13 protein-coding genes are annotated in these 17,357 nt (G+C 50.3%); 9 read left to right on the forward strand and 4 right to left on the reverse strand.

Translation table 11 applies throughout. The features are described 5' to 3' along the window. Positions 1-78 precede the first annotated feature (78 nt). The gene (locus tag SBI19_RS03335) at positions 79-1,647 is read right to left on the reverse strand and encodes an extracellular solute-binding protein (protein ID WP_317964916.1); all 1,569 of its coding nucleotides are present in this window, start codon (positions 1,645-1,647) and stop codon (positions 79-81) included. 172 nt (positions 1,648-1,819) lie between these two features. Between SBI19_RS03335 and SBI19_RS03340 the strand changes: the two genes are divergently transcribed. From SBI19_RS03340 to SBI19_RS03370, 8 genes are all read left to right on the forward strand, one after another. Further along, positions 1,820-6,505: a carbohydrate binding domain-containing protein gene (locus tag SBI19_RS03340; protein ID WP_317964918.1), complete on the forward strand. Its 4,686-nt coding sequence runs from the start codon at positions 1,820-1,822 to the stop codon at positions 6,503-6,505. Positions 6,506-6,669: 164 nt separating this feature from the next. Beyond that, positions 6,670-7,047, forward strand: a complete 378-nt coding sequence (locus SBI19_RS03345; RefSeq protein WP_348538006.1) for an ATP-binding cassette domain-containing protein — start codon at positions 6,670-6,672, stop codon at positions 7,045-7,047. A gap of 182 nt (positions 7,048-7,229) precedes the next feature. Further along, positions 7,230-8,027, forward strand: a complete 798-nt coding sequence (locus SBI19_RS03350; RefSeq protein WP_317964920.1) for a helix-turn-helix domain-containing protein — start codon at positions 7,230-7,232, stop codon at positions 8,025-8,027. A 295-nt stretch (positions 8,028-8,322) separates the two neighbouring features. Next, positions 8,323-9,273, forward strand: a complete 951-nt coding sequence (locus SBI19_RS03355) for an acetamidase/formamidase family protein (RefSeq protein ID WP_317964922.1) — start codon at positions 8,323-8,325, stop codon at positions 9,271-9,273. Next, a complete protein-coding gene (locus SBI19_RS03360; protein ID WP_317965010.1) occupies positions 9,270-9,866 on the forward strand; it encodes a GNAT family N-acetyltransferase in 597 nt (198 codons plus the stop codon). The genes SBI19_RS03355 and SBI19_RS03360 overlap by 4 nt, the downstream gene beginning before the upstream one ends. Before the next feature lie 16 nt (positions 9,867-9,882). Then, positions 9,883-10,431, forward strand: a complete 549-nt coding sequence (locus SBI19_RS03365) for a M23 family metallopeptidase (protein ID WP_317964924.1) — start codon at positions 9,883-9,885, stop codon at positions 10,429-10,431. Positions 10,432-10,565: 134 nt separating this feature from the next. Further along, positions 10,566-10,718 carry a class I SAM-dependent methyltransferase gene (locus SBI19_RS29550; RefSeq protein ID WP_350340445.1) on the forward strand — a complete coding sequence of 51 codons (153 nt, stop codon included), beginning with the start codon at positions 10,566-10,568 and terminating at the stop codon, positions 10,716-10,718. 70 nt (positions 10,719-10,788) lie between these two features. Beyond that, a complete protein-coding gene (locus SBI19_RS03370) occupies positions 10,789-11,703 on the forward strand; it encodes a stalk domain-containing protein (protein WP_317964926.1) in 915 nt (304 codons plus the stop codon). A gap of 98 nt (positions 11,704-11,801) precedes the next feature. Here the strand turns inward: SBI19_RS03370 and SBI19_RS03375 are convergent, their stop codons facing one another. The 3 genes from SBI19_RS03375 to SBI19_RS03385 are packed head-to-tail and all read right to left on the reverse strand — an operon-like array spanning position 11,802 to position 14,438. Continuing rightward, a complete protein-coding gene (locus SBI19_RS03375; protein ID WP_317964928.1) occupies positions 11,802-12,596 on the reverse strand; it encodes an ABC transporter permease in 795 nt (264 codons plus the stop codon). 29 nt (positions 12,597-12,625) lie between these two features. Continuing rightward, the gene (locus SBI19_RS03380) at positions 12,626-13,414 is read right to left on the reverse strand and encodes an ABC transporter permease (RefSeq protein ID WP_317964930.1); all 789 of its coding nucleotides are present in this window, start codon (positions 13,412-13,414) and stop codon (positions 12,626-12,628) included. A gap of 13 nt (positions 13,415-13,427) precedes the next feature. Further along, positions 13,428-14,438 carry an ABC transporter ATP-binding protein gene (locus tag SBI19_RS03385; RefSeq protein ID WP_317964932.1) on the reverse strand — a complete coding sequence of 337 codons (1,011 nt, stop codon included), beginning with the start codon at positions 14,436-14,438 and terminating at the stop codon, positions 13,428-13,430. Positions 14,439-14,865: 427 nt separating this feature from the next. On the opposite strand from SBI19_RS03385, the gene SBI19_RS03390 reads away from it, so the two are divergent. Continuing rightward, the gene (locus SBI19_RS03390) at positions 14,866-17,124 is read left to right on the forward strand and encodes a glycoside hydrolase family 95 protein (protein WP_317964934.1); all 2,259 of its coding nucleotides are present in this window, start codon (positions 14,866-14,868) and stop codon (positions 17,122-17,124) included. The last annotated feature ends 233 nt before the right edge of the window (positions 17,125-17,357 follow it).

The raw sequence follows: 17,357 nt of genomic DNA on the forward strand, positions 1-17,357 counted from the left end.
TAAGTATATATTATATATATTTATCCTAGGGGACAGACCTTAGCGCTAACAGAGCAAACATTTAACTAATGTAATAAATTATTTACCTGTTGAAACCGTGGAGGCATACCACGCATTGACTTCCTTCTCGATCTGGCTTCCCCCGTTCGCCAACCAGCGTTTAACGAATTCGTCGAAGAAAGAAAGATCTTTCTTGCCGTACACGATTTGAAGATAAGTCTCATGCTCCAACTGAAGAAGCTGCTCCCAATTCTCCCTCATGGTCGCCGTCGGGGGGCCTCTGAACGCGGTGGGCATCCGGCGGGATAATTGAGAGAGCAGCGCTTGCTTCTCTTGAGCGCCGACCATTGCATCCCATCGAGAAGGAATTCTGGCTCCGTCATAAGCGAGCGTATACGCGGATACATGGACGTAGCCGCCTGGAATGAGGCTTCGGTCCGTTGTCGGTTTCCCGTTGACGACCGTATAATCATACCCTTCTGCAAGCCCGTATGCGTAATTCCCATCGCCCGTGCCTTGATGATCGAAGAGATAGTTCATATAGGTGAACAACAGCTTAGGATTAGTCATGTTCTTATTGATCAATAAGGCGCCGTTGCTGGGCGGATTCGCTCTGTAATAAGAGACGGGCGCGGAGCCGGTCGGCAACGGTATGGCTATTATCCGTGCATCGGGATTGTTCGCTTTCAGACTGTCCAGCGGCCAGTAGCTCATCCAGTGCGGGCCTACGATAATACCCGCTTTGCCTTGCGAGAATAAGTTAGCGGCCATTTCCTCGTCCTGCCACATCGCCTCATCGGCGATATACCCTGCAGATTTCCATTTTCGAACCGTTTCCAGTCCTTGTTTGGCCTTTGTTTGTATGGAGCCATAAGAAAGGAAGTCGCCCTCCGTCGCATTCCACTGGCCTGGCAGTACGCCGTACATGCCGAATACCCAACTGATATCCGACATCCAAGTATTGAACGAATTCTGCAGACTGGCAGCCAGTCCATACGTGTCGTTGACGCCGTTCCGATCAGGGTCCCGATTCGTGAATGCGTCGAGAACGCTTTCAATTTCGGGCAACGTCGTGGGTATAGCCAGTCCTAGATTCTGCAGCCAATCCTCTCGGATCCACATGATCGTATCGGAATTGTAATTATAATCGAGAATCGGGATGGCGTATCGTTTGCCATTGCGAATGTAGGGGTACCAGACGGAAGGATCCTCTTGCATGGCGGATTTCCATACAGGAGAGGCGTACTGGTCGAATAAATCGTCGACAGCCATGAATTGCCCGGAATCGATCAAGTCATGTACAATCTCGGTTCGAACAGGGACAATATCGGGCATTTCCCTTCCATTCAGAAGGTGAAGCTTGAGTTTGGTCGTAAACGTGCTTTCGGGAGCTGTCCATAAATATCGAATATGGATCCCGAGATGATCCCGCACCCATCGAAGATGCACATTGTCTTCAATGCTTTCTCCGTTCTTGAATTGAAGCGAAGGGCTCAGGCTGAAGACAGTCGTGATTTCAGATCCGCGCGGTTCGCTCTGCGGATCGTTGCGATTACCCAGTAAGTTTGGATGGAATAGAGAAAATGCAAGTGAAAGCAGTGCTGCGGACATAAGAGTGACGATGATTTTGACTCGATGTTTTCTCACAACAAACCCCCTTTCCTATTGTAGCATGCTCGGGGCGGGTAAGGTATGCGTATGGCGGGATGAACCGCAAATGGTTAACGATTTCGTATAAAAGCTAAGGAGTAGTTATATCGAATATTGCACTCAATTTCTATAATCTAGTCAATACAGAGAAAAGGAGAATGGGTTTGCAATGAAAAAATTATTCATGATCTGCCTGATAATGACTACGCTAATGGCTAACGGATCTGCGATTTCATACGCTGATTCAAGCATTGACAAACAGGCATTGAAGGATACCAAAGGGCATTGGGCACAATCCGTCATTGATAAATGGACGAATCTTGGTGTTATTACGGGATATGCGGACGGAGAGTTCCGCCCGAATGAAACGATGACCAGAGCGGGCATAACGGTCATGTTAAACCGTTTGTTCCGTGCTGAAGGAAAGCCAGCCGATTATCGCGATGTGTCTAGCGGTGCTTGGTATGCGGAATCGATAGCGGCAGCGAGCGCCGCCGGTTATATTGAAGGTTACCCGGACGGGACATTTAAGCCGAACAATGCGTTGACGCGCGCCGACGCAGCGGTCATTCTGGGCAAGGCGTTTCAATATCAAGACACGGGGTTAAAAACAGACGTTCTTCAAGCTTTCAAAGATCGGGCGAACATTCCGGGTTATGCACAGCCGTTTGTCACCATGCTTGTAGAATCCGGCTATGTCGCGGGTTATCCGGACGGAAAGTTTCACCCGGAGAGAAGCTTGACCAGGGCTGAGGCCGTTCAGTGGATGGACAGGCTGGCAGGCCAGCTCTATAACAAGGCAGGCGTGTATGACGCTCACGAGCAGCTGTCCAATGCGATTGTGAATACGGACGGCGTCGTTATCCGCAATAAGAACGTTGCAGGGCAGTTGTATCTTGCTCCGGGAATCGGAGACGGAGAAGCGAGAGTCGAGAAGAGCACGGTGAAAGGCCGCACATTCGTCAATGGCGGGGGATCAAACAGCATCCACCTATCGGAATCCGATCTCGGAGCGGTCACTGTAAACCGTCAGGGAGGATCGATCAGAATCGTCATCGATAGCGGCTCCAGCGTCAAGGAGCTCAAGCTTCAATCTGCCAAACGGGCGAGAATCGAGATTGCCGGACAGGTTGGAACGCTTACGCTCACACAGTCTGCGGACATCGTATTAGCAGACGGCGCATCGATTCAACAGATTATCTTGGAGGACGGCGTGACGGAGTTATCGATCGAAGGCGACGGCGATATTGAGACCATCAGCGTGCTGAATAACGGTACCGCTATCAATGGAACTGGGGTCGATGGCAAGAAGGTATATAGCTGGAACAACGGCAAATTAGAGGAAGTAAACAGCACGCCTACCCAGCCAACGGGAGGGCAAGGCTCGAATCTGGGAGGCGGAAGCAACGGAGGGGAATCCCAATGGGTGCCCGCAGCTGCAGAAGGCTCCATCCACGGCACGACGAAGGTGAACGCTGCTGTAGCAGCCGGGAATCAGCTGGCAGTCAAGATTTCGAGCGAACCGATTTCCGCGCCGGCTGCGGGAGCAGCATTAGTCGAGGGGAGGACCGTTGCTTACCCTTACGAGCCTAATAGCGACCTCTCCGGCGTTGACGCTGTAACGAACAAATACCTCGGTGTGTATGAAGTGGACCGCAACAAGACAATTGTTCGGTTCAAGGAAATCGTCTTGTCCGCTTCGCAAATTCGTTCGGAAGCCTGGACAATGGTGTGGAACGACGAATTCGACGGCGCCCAAATCGACCAATCGAAATGGAACTTTGTTCAAGGCGGCGGCGGATACGGCAATAATGAGCTGCAGAACTATACGAACCGTACGGACAATGCGAGATTGGAAGACGGCCAGCTTGTAATCGAAGCTCGCCAAGAAAATTTCGGAGGCAATGCCTATACGTCGGCGAAGCTTACGACGCAAGGCAAAGGCGATTGGACCTACGGCAAGTTTGAGATTCGCGCCAAGATGCCTTCCGGTCAAGGCATATGGCCTGCCATCTGGATGATGCCATCCGACGAGAATCTCTACTCGGGATGGCCGGCAAGCGGCGAAATCGATATTATGGAGCTTCTGGGCCATGAGCCTAACAAAGTCTACGGCACGCTTCATTACGGGGTGCCGCATGGAAGCTCGCAGGGCACTTATACGCTGCCTGGCGCTGAAAGCTTTGCAGACAAGTTCCATACCTTCACGGTAGAATGGGAGCCCGGAGAGTTCCGATACTACGTGGACGGCATTCTTTATTCCAAAATGAACGACTGGTTTACCAAAAATGCGCAAGAGGGCGGAAACTACACGTATCCTGCGCCATTCGACCGCGATTTCTTCATGCAGCTCAACCTGGCTGTAGGCGGAAGCTGGCCGGGCAATCCGGATGCTACAACGGTCTTCTCTCAGAAGATGCTGGTCGACTATGTTCGCGTGTATGAGCTTGAAGGCGGGCAATATCGTAAGCCTGTCGACCCTGCCGACGGCAGCGACTCCGCGATCATCAGGGAGCCCGGCGCTGACGGCAATTATGTAACGAACGGCGGATTTGACGCCGGCCTGCACGATGGTTGGGTATTCCAGCCTTTCGCGCCGCCTGCGGATCTGTTCGGCGGCAGCGGGACTACCGCCCTCGATCAGGGCGCATTGAAAACAAGCGTCGATAAGGAAGGCAATGAAACCTACGCCATCCAGCTGGTCCAAGCGAACCTGCCTATCGTGAAAGGCTCGACCTATCAATTAAGCTTCGATGCATGGTCGGAAGGAGCGCGCGCGATGGTGGTCGACATTTCGGGACCGGATCGGAATTACAGCCGTTATCTGTCGGATCAGACCGTGCAGCTCTCGGATCAGAAGAAAACGTACACGTACACGTTCACGATGAAAACCGAGACCGATCCGAACGGACGCCTAGAGTTTAATATGGGCAAGGCTGGCCTGCTTCCGGTATGGCTGGACAATGTTCGCCTGATCCGGACGGCGGAAGCCGATCCGAACGAACCACGAGACGTTCTGCCAAGCGGTAATTACGTATATAACGGCACTTTCGATCAAGGCAAAGATCGGTTAGGGTTCTGGACGATTGGAGGCTCGAGGGCGAAGGATGTTCAATATGCTGTAGGAAGCAGCATCGAAGATCGCCTTCTGCATATTCACTCGGAGACGTCGGGGCAAGCGGACGACTTGCTGCTAAGCCAAGATCGCATGAAGCTTACGCAGGGCAAATTGTATGTATTGTCATTCGATGCCAAGTCGGATGTCGGCGGCACAATCGCAGCGAAGCTTATGAGCATGAAAGAGCCATCGGTATACGGTAGGCAATCGTTTACCATTGGGAAGGATATGCGCAGCTATTCGGCTATCTTTACAATGAACGATGCAACGGAACCATATGGCAAGCTCGAGTTCGAGCTTGGAAGTTTGCAAGGCGATTTGGCAATGGATAATGTCGTGCTGAAAGAAATGGCTCCGCCTGCAGCGCTTCAAGGCATTACGCGAGTCGAAGCAGAGAACTACTCGGATATGTCCGGCGTGCAAAAAGGGGAAGACGGCAAAAGCGTGGGCTGGATCGACCCGGGCGATTGGATGCAATACATCGTCGACGTGAAGCAGCCTGGCAAATATAACGTATCCTATTTCGTCGCCTCGGGCTACGAGGGCGGAGGTTCCTTGACGCTGTTGACGAAGCCGGGAAGCGTATATACGGGCAACTTGCCGGTCGGCGAGATTGCTGAAGCGAATGCGGAACATAAATATGAACTAGTCGTGCCGAATACGGGAGACTGGGGAGCATTCACCATCATGAAGCAAGAGGTCGAATTGAATGCCGGCATTCAGACGCTACAGCTTTATGCTCCGCATGTGAATGTGGACTATATGATCTTTGAAGGTCAGGGACAGGCCGCGCGATTGCAGAACGTGGTTCAGAACGGAACATTCGATCACGATGTCAGCAATTGGACAACGTATCAATCCGATAAGCTGTCGATCTCCGCGGAACAGGGCAGCATGAAAGTCCATCTTCCGGCACTTGAGCCCAATGCGTGGGATCAGCAAGTGTATCAAGAAGGGCTGGCCTTGCAGCAAGGAGTAGCTTATACGCTTTCCTTCCAGGCTAGATCGACGGTGGATCGACCGATCCAAATCGGTGTAGGGAATATCGACCCGAATAACAACTATGCCTTTACCGATTATTTGAATGGCGCGAATCCGCAGTTCTCGTTAACGAGCGATCCTAAGACTTACACGTATACGTTCGTCATGAATCATGCTTCGGATACGAATGCGAAGTTGGAGTTCGACTTGGGACAACTGACGGTGGCAGGAGCGGTATACAATGAGGGCGGCGACATTTATCTGGATAATATCCGTTTAGTAGGCAGTCTCATCCGGAACGGCCAATTCGATTCGAATGCGGATAACTGGACAGCCTACTGGGGAGATGAATGGAACGGCTACTCGACAGGAATCGTTGAACAACGCGGCGGCGATCTGGCAATCCAGATCGACACGACGGGAAGTCAGAATTGGAATCCTCAGATCAGTCAAGAAGGATTAAAGCTGGAGCAGGGGAAAACCTATCGACTATCGTTCGATGCGAGAGCGGAAGGCGAGCGGAAGATCAATGTCGGCATCGGCAAGAAGCTTGATGCGGATCCTTGGTATAATGCCTACTTCGGCAGCGATGTTCTGTTAAACACGGATAAGCAGCGTTTCACATTTACGTTCACGATGAACAGCGCATCGGAGGATAATGCCAGAATCGACTTCAACGTCGGAAAGTATGATCAATCCGGCTCCGAGTTGTCGGACGTATTTCTTGATAATGTCATGCTGATCGAAGTGGAATAACAATGAAGTGAAGATGACCTCTGAATCTTTCAGGGGTCATCTTTTTCTGTTGGGTTCCTACTCCGAAAGGGTGAACATATACGCGTCAACGGGTTGTTGGCATATATGGTAGGGGTTACAATCTCTGCCGAGAGGCTGCGATTCGAAGCGGTTCAGAAGAGCTTATCGCCGAGCTTCCTCAAGGCTACGATACGCTTCTGACCAAGCAGTTCAGCGGGGGAACGGAACTGTCCGGCGGGCAGTGGCAGAAGCTTGCCATCGCCCGCTCCTATATGCGCGATGCGGAAATCGCCATGCTGGACGAGCCAACCTCTGCGCTTGATCCGAAGGCGGAATCGGATGTGCTTCGCCAATTTCTAGCGACTACGGAGAACAAGACGGCTTTCATCGTATCGCACCGCTTGGGGCTCGCCCGTTTCTGCGATCGGATCATACTGATGCAGGATGGGCGGATTGTCGAGCAGGGTTCGCACGAGGAGCTTGTTGCGAGAAACGGCGAGTATGCGCAGCTATGGGCGATGCAGTCGCAGTGGTATAACTAGTGCATTCATAAATGCACGATTCAACTGGAAATAGAAAAAACCAACCGACGGTTGGATCGCTCAAGTACGCCTCCATACCTTCGATTTCTATCAGGGAATATAATCGACTCGGGAGCAACGAAGCTGATGGGAGATTCGGTTCCGGCTCAATGATGATGAATACGAGAATGGAGTGACGAAGGATGGATAAGGAATTATGTCTACGAATCGCGGAGCTTCGGCATCGTAGAAGATGGACACAGGAGCAGCTCGGTCAGCAATTAGGCGTATCGGGTCAAGCGGTATCGAAGTGGGAGAATGGCGATTCGCTGCCGGATACGACGCTGCTCGTCAGTCTTGCACGGACACTCGATTGCACGACGGACTACTTACTCGGAGCCGACGCGGAGGGAATCGTCAGTCGTTATATCCCGTCATTGGAAGCAGGTACACGTAAGCTAGCGCCTAGCGAGAGCATTGACATGGCTTTTCGGTTGTTTCATATGCTCGATGACATTTCACGGGTGCATACCAAGGCAGTGCTGGAAGGAGAGTCAACTTCCGATGAAAAACGTTTCGTCCATGCCGGACCCGAAGGAATCACGTTATGGTGGAGCGGCAAGCTATTCTGCACCCTATCAATGGATGCGCTTAAGGAAACACCAGCATGTTTTCATGATGACACCTTGCCGTTCGACCTGTTCCCGGAAGGCTGGGATCGCGTATTGACGGCTGTGCTGCCGCAGCATCCTCTCTTCTTCTCTGGTACAACAGCAGTTGATAACCTGCGAGATCTTACCAATGCATTGGATGATGGCGATGAAGAGGTTATTCAGGCACTCATAGATTCCGGCTTCCTCGAGAAAGGCAGAGGCGGATACCGAATCGGCATTCAAGCGGAGGTGCTTCTTCGCGTGATCGGAGCCATGATGCAAATCATTGGCAAGCCGACTGATTTGTCACGTAGATCCAATTTGAGCGTGCCTACCGATTCTATATGAAACACGGTATGAGATTACTACGGGAAGAGATGTCGTTTTTGAATCAACCCGTCTTACGATTGTACAAGAAGCCGTTGAGCTGATTGATAAAGAATTAGCGAGAGCCTGGGCATATTTCATGCCTTAGGCTCTTGTTGGTTTATATGGTTAATTCTAATTATTATTTACCTATATATTCATGGGTATATTTGTAAGTTTCTGTTGTGATATGGTCTTATTTGAGGAAGAGAAATAAAGGTTGGTTTGCAGCAAATGGAAGACCGTATAGAGGAGACAATGCATTTAGGAGGTACCGATGGAAATCTACAAGCTCCGAGCGGAAAGAAGCACGCTGCATGGCTCATTTTCAAAAGAGATAGAACCTGCATTAACGATCAACTCCGGCGATTCCGTGCAATTCCAAACCCTCGATGGAGGCTGGGGCTACTATTGTCAAACCAACGGGAAGAGAATGAAGTTCCCGGAACGAAATCGTGAAACAGATAAGGGGCACGCTTTGTGCGGTCCGATCTATATCCATGGCGCTAAGCCCGGAATGACGCTTGAAGTACAAATCAACAATCTGGTTCCGGGAGCCTGCGGATTTACATCTGCCGGCCAATGGCCGAATTGGCAAAACCAGAAACTAAATTTAATGCAATACAATGAAATCACATTAGATTGGAAACTGGATGTTCAGGAAATGATCGGGCAAACGACGATCCGAGATCGAATATTCTCGGTTGATCTAAAACCTTTTATGGGTGTTATGGGAATGCCGCCGGATGAACCTGGGACTCATTCAACATTTCCTCCGCGTTTCTGCGGAGGAAATATCGACTGCAAAGAGCTGACGAGAGGCAGTTCTTTATTTTTGCCAATCCCTGTTGAAGGGGCGCTCTTCTCCGTAGGCGATGGGCATGCCTTGCAGGGCGATGGGGAAGTCAGCTGCCAGGCGATCGAATGTCCGATGGAATTGGCGGACTTAACCTTTTATATCCATGACCAGATGTCAATTACGATGCCTCGAGCGAGAACGCCGCTTGAATGGATAACGTTTGGCTTTCATGAAGATTTAAATGAGGCTGCCGTGCAGGCGCTGGACGGCATGCTGGATCTGCTTAGGGAGCAGTACGGTATTCATCGGGTTGAAGCAATGGCTCTAGGAAGCGCTGTCATTGATCTAAGAATTACGCAAATCGTAAATGGCATCAAAGGTGTGCATGCCTGCATATCGCATGAAGCATTACGGGTGTCAGGAGTCTGATGATGCACATTCGACCGTATGAGAATAAAGACGAAACAGGCTGGCTGCGATGCAGAGTCCTTGCATTCCTTGATACGGCTTATTACGATCATGTGCTAAAGGAGAAGGAGCGCTATTCCAATCCTTCAATCGAATTGGTCGCGCTGGACGATGAAGAGATCGTAGGGTTGATCGATATCGAATTTGAAACAACGCCAGGAAGTGTATGCTCGAATCGCTCGCAAGTCGGCGGGATGATCTGGCATATCGCTGTGCATCCCGATTATCGACGGAGAGGTATAGGCCATTCCTTGTTGGTAGAAGCGATTGATCGGGCCCAAAAGTTAGGCATTCAGCATCTTGAGGCTTGGACGCGCGATGATCCATGGGTGCAGGACTGGTATCTAAGAATGGGCTTTACATGGGTTGAGTCCTATCTCCAAGTCTATATGGATGGGGGCAAGGAGCTAAAAGGTTCCATTGAGTCCCGAATTCCTCAGTTATATCCCGTCCATGTGTTCGCGCATTACACGGGTGAGGATAAGGCGAATATAGGGGAACGATTCTCAAGAGTTCATGAAACGAATCTATATCGATTGATATTGCAGCAATGAAGAAAGGATGGAGGCGATGAATATACCGGAAGTAGTGAAACATCCTGTGTTTCAACATATATTTCAGTCCATTGAGCACCCGGAGGAACAATACCAACATATCGGTGATGCACTAGGCAGAGATTGCATGATTACTAGATTCAAAGATGGATGGATGCGTATGTACGATGGCGACGGTACGCGCAATGAGGATTGGTATACTTGGGGAGCGGATGTGCTTGCCCCATTCGACGGCGTTGTGAAATCTGTTTATATCAATCCAATCTCTAATTCGCCTGGGACATTGATACCAGGAAAAGCGAGTTCCATTGTATTTGCCAGAGAAGACGGCGTATTGGTTACCTATGCTCATGTGATGGATATCCGTGTTACGGAAGGCGATATGGTTACTGTTGGTCAAGTTGTCGCCAAGGCTGGCAACAATGGTTACTCCAGACACCCCCATATTCAAGTTGGTGCATGGATTGGTGAAACCCCGTTGCAGGTCCGATTTGACCTGCAGGCAATGGGCAATCAGATGAAAGCACTCGGCGAAAGACATTATTTATGCGGAGGGGAGTGTTAAGATGTTGAACGAAACAGATCGTTTAAAGATAAACAAGGACGGATGGAATAAAGTTGCCGATCAGTTTTTTCGAAGGTTCGTTTAGTTCTATAATATACGGCGTCTATTCTCCTTCTGAAGAAGAGCTTAATCTGTTGGGCGATATTAGCGGTAAGGTTATTGTAGAGGTTGGCTGCGGGAGCGGTCACACGTTAGAATATTTGGCAAAAAGAGGGGCTCGCGAACTATACGGTGTTGATTTATCTACGAAACAGATAGAGACCGCACGACGAGTTACCAGTTTATGAATATGAAGGCCCGTAGGCTCGCGCTAGCCTGTTGGCTAATTATTAATTGGAATAGGAGGAATATGTCTCTGTGAAAATTAAAGTCGCTGTATTTATGCTTCTTCTTTTCTTTATGGCGAATTCATTCGCCAGTGCAGCTGCAGCAGCTAATGTAGTAACGCCGACCTTTAAAATCGTTATCGATAACGAAGAGTTAAATTTATCTGCGCCGCCTTACGTGCAAAATGGGACAACCATGGTACCGTTTCGCTCTATTTTTACACAGCTTGGATTGGTGGTTGAATGGGATGCCGAACACCAACAAGTGGTGGGCAGGAATTCGGAGCGGACTATTACGTTAACCGTCGGTTCGGTTACTGCCCAAATTAATGATTCAACAGAGATCATGCCGTTGGCACCTGTTATACATAATGGTACAACCTATATTCCGCTTCGGTTTGTCGGAACGGCAAGCGGAGGTAAGGTAGAGTTTTACGGTGGAGGATTGAATGTCGTCTGGATTCTCTCGGCAAAACAAAATCAGCTTGTTCATGCTGTCATTACTAATGAAGTTGCCGATGTCGACAAATTATTAGAATCAGGTGCTGATCCAACCGTTATGGTTGGTCCTGTAGGTCCGGCCATCTATGATTTTGTTCATGATTCCATTGAAATCGTGAAATTGTTTCTGAAATATGGAATGGATATCAACTACTGTGATGAAGACCAGTACAACAGTATGACACTGCTTCAACATGCAGCTGGTCAAGGATATGTGGAGCTTGTCAAATTCCTTCTGGATGCAGGCGCGGATCCCTCTCTAGCAGCAGGCTTTGATTGGACCGCCTTAGAAATCGCTGAGTATTGGAAGGATAAGGTCGAGAATGGGTACCAGGATATCATCGACCCTGCGAATACACCCACTGTTGAGACATATGAAGAGATTATTAGACTTCTGACAGAAGCGATGAAGCTTAACGGCGAACGAAGTCAAAAGTTCGTTTAAAAGGGGAGTGATTTAGTATGCTCCTCAGCTGCTTGTGAATGACACCATAACGAAAGGCCATCCCTAGTAGCAACTGGGGATGGCCTTTCTGTATCGTGTTATCCTCCGGCCCCTTGGTACTTATTCGCGCCGAACATCCAGAAACGATATCCTAGCCCATAGACGATAGGACCGGCAAGCGGTACAAACCACATGGCCCAAGCAGGCATCAGAGCTGTATCGTTGTCGAGCAAGTAGGCTGCAGGATAGAAGTTGACGAATCCCAAAGGGACAACCACCGTTAACAGAAGCTGAACGACGGTGCCGAATACAGGCAAAGGGTAGGAAATGAAGTTCTTGAGCTGGAAGAAAAGCGAGAACAGATAGCTGCTCCTCACCCAGATGAACGACATTGCCCCGATCATTGTCATGATGCCCGCATGGATCATCGAGCCGCTGATAATAGCAATTAGCAAGTAGAAGTATTGAACCCAAGTCCAATGCAGATTCAATTGAAACATCGCCCAAACCAGTACAGAGCCTGAGATCGTAATATGCGCAATGTAAGCGAGATTGAAGCCTCTGCTAACGAGATAGAGATACGGGTTGACCGGCTTAATGAGCAGCGTATCGAAGGTCCCTTGTCTCACTTGCCCTTCGAGCTGGCTCATCTGAACGAAGGAGAAGGAAGCCCCCAATGCATAAGTGAACAGTCCGATGCTGTAGAGCAGGGCGATTTCCGGCCAGTTCCAGCCTGCAAGCGTGTCGAAGCGTTTGATGAATAAATAAATGACGATATAATCGCCAGCATAAGAGATGATCTGAGCCACTGCAGAGAGAAGAAAGTCTCCCCTGTACTGCATCTTCTCCTTCATTAACAACTTGACTAATTGTCCGAACAATTGAAATGTCATGCTAGAGATCCGCCTTTCCGACCATCTTTTTAACCGCCCTGCACGATAAGCCGACGAACCGCTCTCGACCACAACCACTGTACAATCGCCAGCAGTCCGATGGTCCAGGCTAGCCCTATGAGGAGCGTCTGCCACAACATAGCGTGAGACATATTGCCCAAATAGATAGCTGCCGGTACATAGCCGAGATATTGGAACGGCAGCATCCTGGCAGCGAATTCCCACCCAGGGGCATAGAACCAGATCGGCAGGAACGAACCGCTGAATATCGTAATCATTCCGCCGAGCGTCCAGCTAAGCGCGAAGTGGCTCATGAACCAGAAGGCAAGGAGCGATACGAGATAGCCCAGAAGGAAGGAGATCAGCATAGCAATAAGCAGCGCCGCGACGAATCCGACGAGAGAAACCGTCGAAGCGGGCGGAAGCATACCGAATAGCAGCCAAGCAATCAATAACGACGGAATGACAGTGAAAACAAACTTATAAAGCGTTTGGCCGAGCGCATCGAATAATAGGTACAACGGATAAGAGAGCGGTTTGATAAGCTCAACTGCAATGCTGCCGGATTTGAGACTGCCGTCAACCTTGCCGCTGATGCCGTGCAAGAGAAGCGCGACGAGCAGCGTGTTGAGGATGCTGTAAGTAATCATCTGATCAATCGTAACGCCGAAGGATTCGCCCTTTCCTATAACGGAGCGCCAGATCTCAACTTGAATCAATATGGCAAAATAATTCCCGAGCAGCCGCAGCCATACATCGGAGCGGTAGGCTAATTGGCTCGTGAACGACTTGGTCATAAATAGGATATAAGGTGTCATCCGTTCACCGCCTTTACCCGATTTGTCGGCCGATCGATTCCTCATCGGCCAACTGGCGATATAAGCGGCGGATGACCGACTCGATATCCGCGCTCTCGATCGATGCATCCTCGACCGGGTACCGGGCAGCAATTCGGTTCACAAGCTCGAATACGGTGGAATCGCTCCGTGAAACGAGATAAGTCTTCCGAAGACCTTCCTCCTGGAGCAGCGTGATGCCTGGCATATCGAGCGCCCCTGGATCTTCGCGGAAATCGATGACGACGCGCCGTTCGTTCCCAAGCCTTGCCCGAAGCTCCTCCACGGAGCCGTCGTAGACGAGCGTTCCTTTGTTCACGACAATCATCCGCGGGCATATCTCCTCGATATCTTTCATGTCGTGAGTCGTCAGCAGGATCGTAACTTTGCGCTCGCGATTCACCATGCGCAGGAAATGACGAATCTGATCCTTCGCCATGACATCAAGACCGATTGTTGGCTCGTCCAGAAATAAAATGCGAGGTTCGTGCAGCAATGCCATAGCGATCTCCACCCGCATGCGTTGGCCAAGACTGAGCTGGCGAACGGGCTTCTCGACGAACTCATGGATGGATAACAGCTCCATGCACATTTGAAGGTTTTCCTTGAATCTCGTTTCAGGAATCTGATAGATGGTCTTGTGTAGATCGAAGGAATCCGTCACCGGCAAATCCCACCACAGTTGACTTCGCTGGCCGAAGACAACGCCGATCTGGCGCGCGTTCGTTTTGCGGGCTTCGTGCGGAACGGCTCCGAGCACTTGGATGTCGCCAGCGGTCGGAACGAGAATGCCGGTCATCATTTTGATCATGGTAGACTTGCCAGCTCCGTTCGGGCCCAGATAGCCGACGGCTTCGCCTTCGCGGATCGTGAATGAGATATCGTTCACGGCTGTTTCTTCCGTGAACTGCCTCGTAAACAAGCTTCTGACGGAACCGATAAAGCCGGGAAAACGGCGATATTGACGGTAGGACTTCGTCAGGTGATTGGCAGCAATGATGTCCATTTGGTCACCTATTTCTATGAATTATTATTGTCGTTCATATTTCAAGATGTACCAATGATAAAGATATCTTCACAAAAATTCAATAGATTGGAAGAATGCCGATCGGTTAACAGGCGTCAATCGGTGAATTGTCAGGCTGTTGAACCGACAAGCCAAGAATAACGTTTTCCCCGCAAGACTAGCGGCGAATGATATATAATATTTGAGATATATCAATAAGATAGAGGGTGGTTTTCTCCTTGTTTAACCGATACAATTTGTTCAATGCGATGAGGTGAAAGCTATGGATCAGCGCCTCGTCTATGTCCATGATAATGAAATACAACATCATTATGTGAAGGAAGTTATCGATAACCCTTCATTCCTCCCAAGAAAAGAATACAGAATATCGGCACATACCTTTCATGAATGGAGATGTGAAGCTCGAATGACGCATACATCGGTAGACAATAAACAATATAAGCTCTGGTATAAACAGCATGCGGCGAATTGGAACGAGGCGCTTCCGATTGGCAACGGACGTCTAGGCGGCATGGTATTCGGAAGAGTCGGACATGAGAAGATTCAATTGAATGAGGATTCCGTCTGGTATGGAGGTCCAAGGGATCGTAATAACCCGGATGCGCTGCCGAACCTTCCCGCAATCCGTGAATTATTAATGGCAGGAAGGCTGGCGGAGGCGCAGGAGCTAACGGCTATGGCTTTGCAAGGATTGCCAGAAGCGCAGCGTCATTACTTGCCGCTTGGCGATCTGGACCTTTACTTCAGTAACCAGGGCCAAGAGGTTCAACAATATGTCCGTAATCTCGATCTTCAGCGCGGAATTGCTACCGTTAGTTATGTCAGTAACGAAGTTCAATATACGCGTGAGTATTTCTCCAGCTATCCGGATCAAGTGCTTGTCGTTCGATTGACTGCTGACCGGCCGGGCAGCATCTCTTTCAAAGCGCGTTTCAACCGGGGAAATTATCGCTATGTGGAGCGCATCGAAAGCTGGGGACAGGATGGCCTAGTGATGCGTGGCGTCTGCGGGGGCGAAGGCGGCGGACAATTCCGAGGCATATTGAAAGCCGTTGCAGAGGGAGGAAGCTGCAAGACGATCGGCGAGCACCTGATCGTGGACAAGGCTGATCAGGTAACGCTGCTGATCGCGGGAGGAACAACCTTCCGCTCGGATGACCCCGAGGCGCTATGCAAACAGCAGTTGGATGCAGCTGCGCAGAGAAGTTACGCAGAGCTGCTGGAGCGGCACGTGGCGGATTATCGCTCACTCTTCGATCGCGTGGAGCTCAGCCTATCGAACGGATCCGAGGACAAGCACATCGAGCTGCCTACGGATGAACGGCTGAAACGTGTCCAGCAGGGCGAAGATGATCCTGGACTCGTATCGCTCTACTTCCAATATGGTCGGTATCTGCTTATTGCATGCAGCAGGCCGGGCTCGCTGCCTGCGAACCTTCAAGGAATATGGAACGACAGCTTCCTCCCGCCATGGGATAGCAAATATACCATTAATATTAATGCCGAGATGAATTATTGGCTGGCCGAGAATTGCAACCTGGCCGAATGCCACCTCCCGTTGTTCGATCTGATTGAGCGCATGCGAGAGCCAGGACGCGTTACGGCTCAGGTCATGTATGGCTGCCGGGGATTCACGGCCCATCACAACACCGATATTTGGGCGGATACGGCTCCGCAGGATCTATATATGCCAGCCTCGTTCTGGCCGATGGGCGCTGCATGGCTGTGTCTGCATCTATGGGAGCATTATGCTTACAGCGGCGATAAAGCATTCCTCGAGAAGGTATATCCGACCATGCGGGAGGCTGCAACCTTCTTATTGGATTATATGATCGAAGTTCCGAATGGTCAGCTCGTGACATGTCCTTCGGTGTCGCCGGAGAACACGTACAGGCTCCCTAACGGCGAATCTGGTGTATTATGCGTCGGCGCGTCCATGGATTTCCAGATTATTCACGCCTTGTTCACGGCTTGCATCGAGAGCGCGGAGCTGCTGAAGGTCGATGATCGATTCGCATGGCAGCTGCAGGAAGCGTTGAACAGCATCCCGCAGCCAGCCATCGGCCGCCACGGACAGATTCAAGAATGGATGGAAGACTACGAAGAGATGGAGCCGGGTCATCGGCATATATCCCACCTGTTCGGCTTATATCCGGGTGAGCAGTTCAGCGTTGAAGGAACGCCGGAGCTTGCAGCTGCCGCGAGAGTAACGTTGGAGCGCAGGCTTGCTAATGGAGGAGGGCATACCGGCTGGAGCCGTGCTTGGATCATCAACTTCTGGGCTCGCCTGCAGGATGGCGGCAAGGTTCATGAGAATGTGCTGGCCTTGCTTGCTCACTCGACCTTGCCTAACTTGTTCGATAATCATCCTCCATTCCAGATCGATGGGAACTTCGGCGGCACCGCGGGCATTGCTGAAGCGCTGCTTCAAAGCCATGGCGGAATCGTTCATCTGCTCCCGGCGCTTCCTGAAGCGTGGCGGGAAGGACATGTTCGGGGCCTGCGTGCCCGCGGCGGATACACAGTCGATCTCGCATGGGAGGATGGCAAGCTGAAGTCTGCCATGATCACAGCCGAACACAACGGAGTCTGTCATATCCGAGGGGCAGGCGAAGGCGTCCGGTCTATAAAGGTAGAAGCCGGACAATCTTATTCCTTGCTATAACAGGATTGCTGTCGTTATCCGACAGGTTGTCAGCTCTCTATCAGGCAAGTAGGGCTTCGTCGTTATAATAAGAAGCAATATCAATCGTTTAAAGGTGCTGTCAATCAGACAGCACCTTATTTGTATATAATTCGTAAGGTTAAATATAGGTTTTGAAGGGTTGTTTTTCCATTTATCCATGTAGTACATTGTGACATACTGGTGCAGCTAATTTCAATTACTGTTCACAGGTA

Source organism: Paenibacillus sp. CCS19 (assembly GCF_033239625.1).
Lineage (GTDB): Bacteria > Bacillota > Bacilli > Paenibacillales > Paenibacillaceae > Paenibacillus_T.

Coding starts and splice junctions, on each gene's coding strand:
- SBI19_RS03340 (WP_317964918.1), top strand. CDS start 1,820: ATGAAAAAATTATTCATGATCTGCCTGATAATGACTACGCTAATGGCT.
- SBI19_RS03385 (WP_317964932.1), bottom strand. CDS start 14,438: ATGGACATCATTGCTGCCAATCACCTGACGAAGTCCTACCGTCAATAT.
- SBI19_RS03375 (WP_317964928.1), bottom strand. CDS start 12,596: ATGACATTTCAATTGTTCGGACAATTAGTCAAGTTGTTAATGAAGGAG.
- SBI19_RS03390 (WP_317964934.1), top strand. CDS start 14,866: ATGACGCATACATCGGTAGACAATAAACAATATAAGCTCTGGTATAAA.
- SBI19_RS03380 (WP_317964930.1), bottom strand. CDS start 13,414: ATGACACCTTATATCCTATTTATGACCAAGTCGTTCACGAGCCAATTA.
- SBI19_RS03355 (WP_317964922.1), top strand. CDS start 8,323: ATGGAAATCTACAAGCTCCGAGCGGAAAGAAGCACGCTGCATGGCTCA.
- SBI19_RS03350 (WP_317964920.1), top strand. CDS start 7,230: ATGGATAAGGAATTATGTCTACGAATCGCGGAGCTTCGGCATCGTAGA.
- SBI19_RS03365 (WP_317964924.1), top strand. CDS start 9,883: ATGAATATACCGGAAGTAGTGAAACATCCTGTGTTTCAACATATATTT.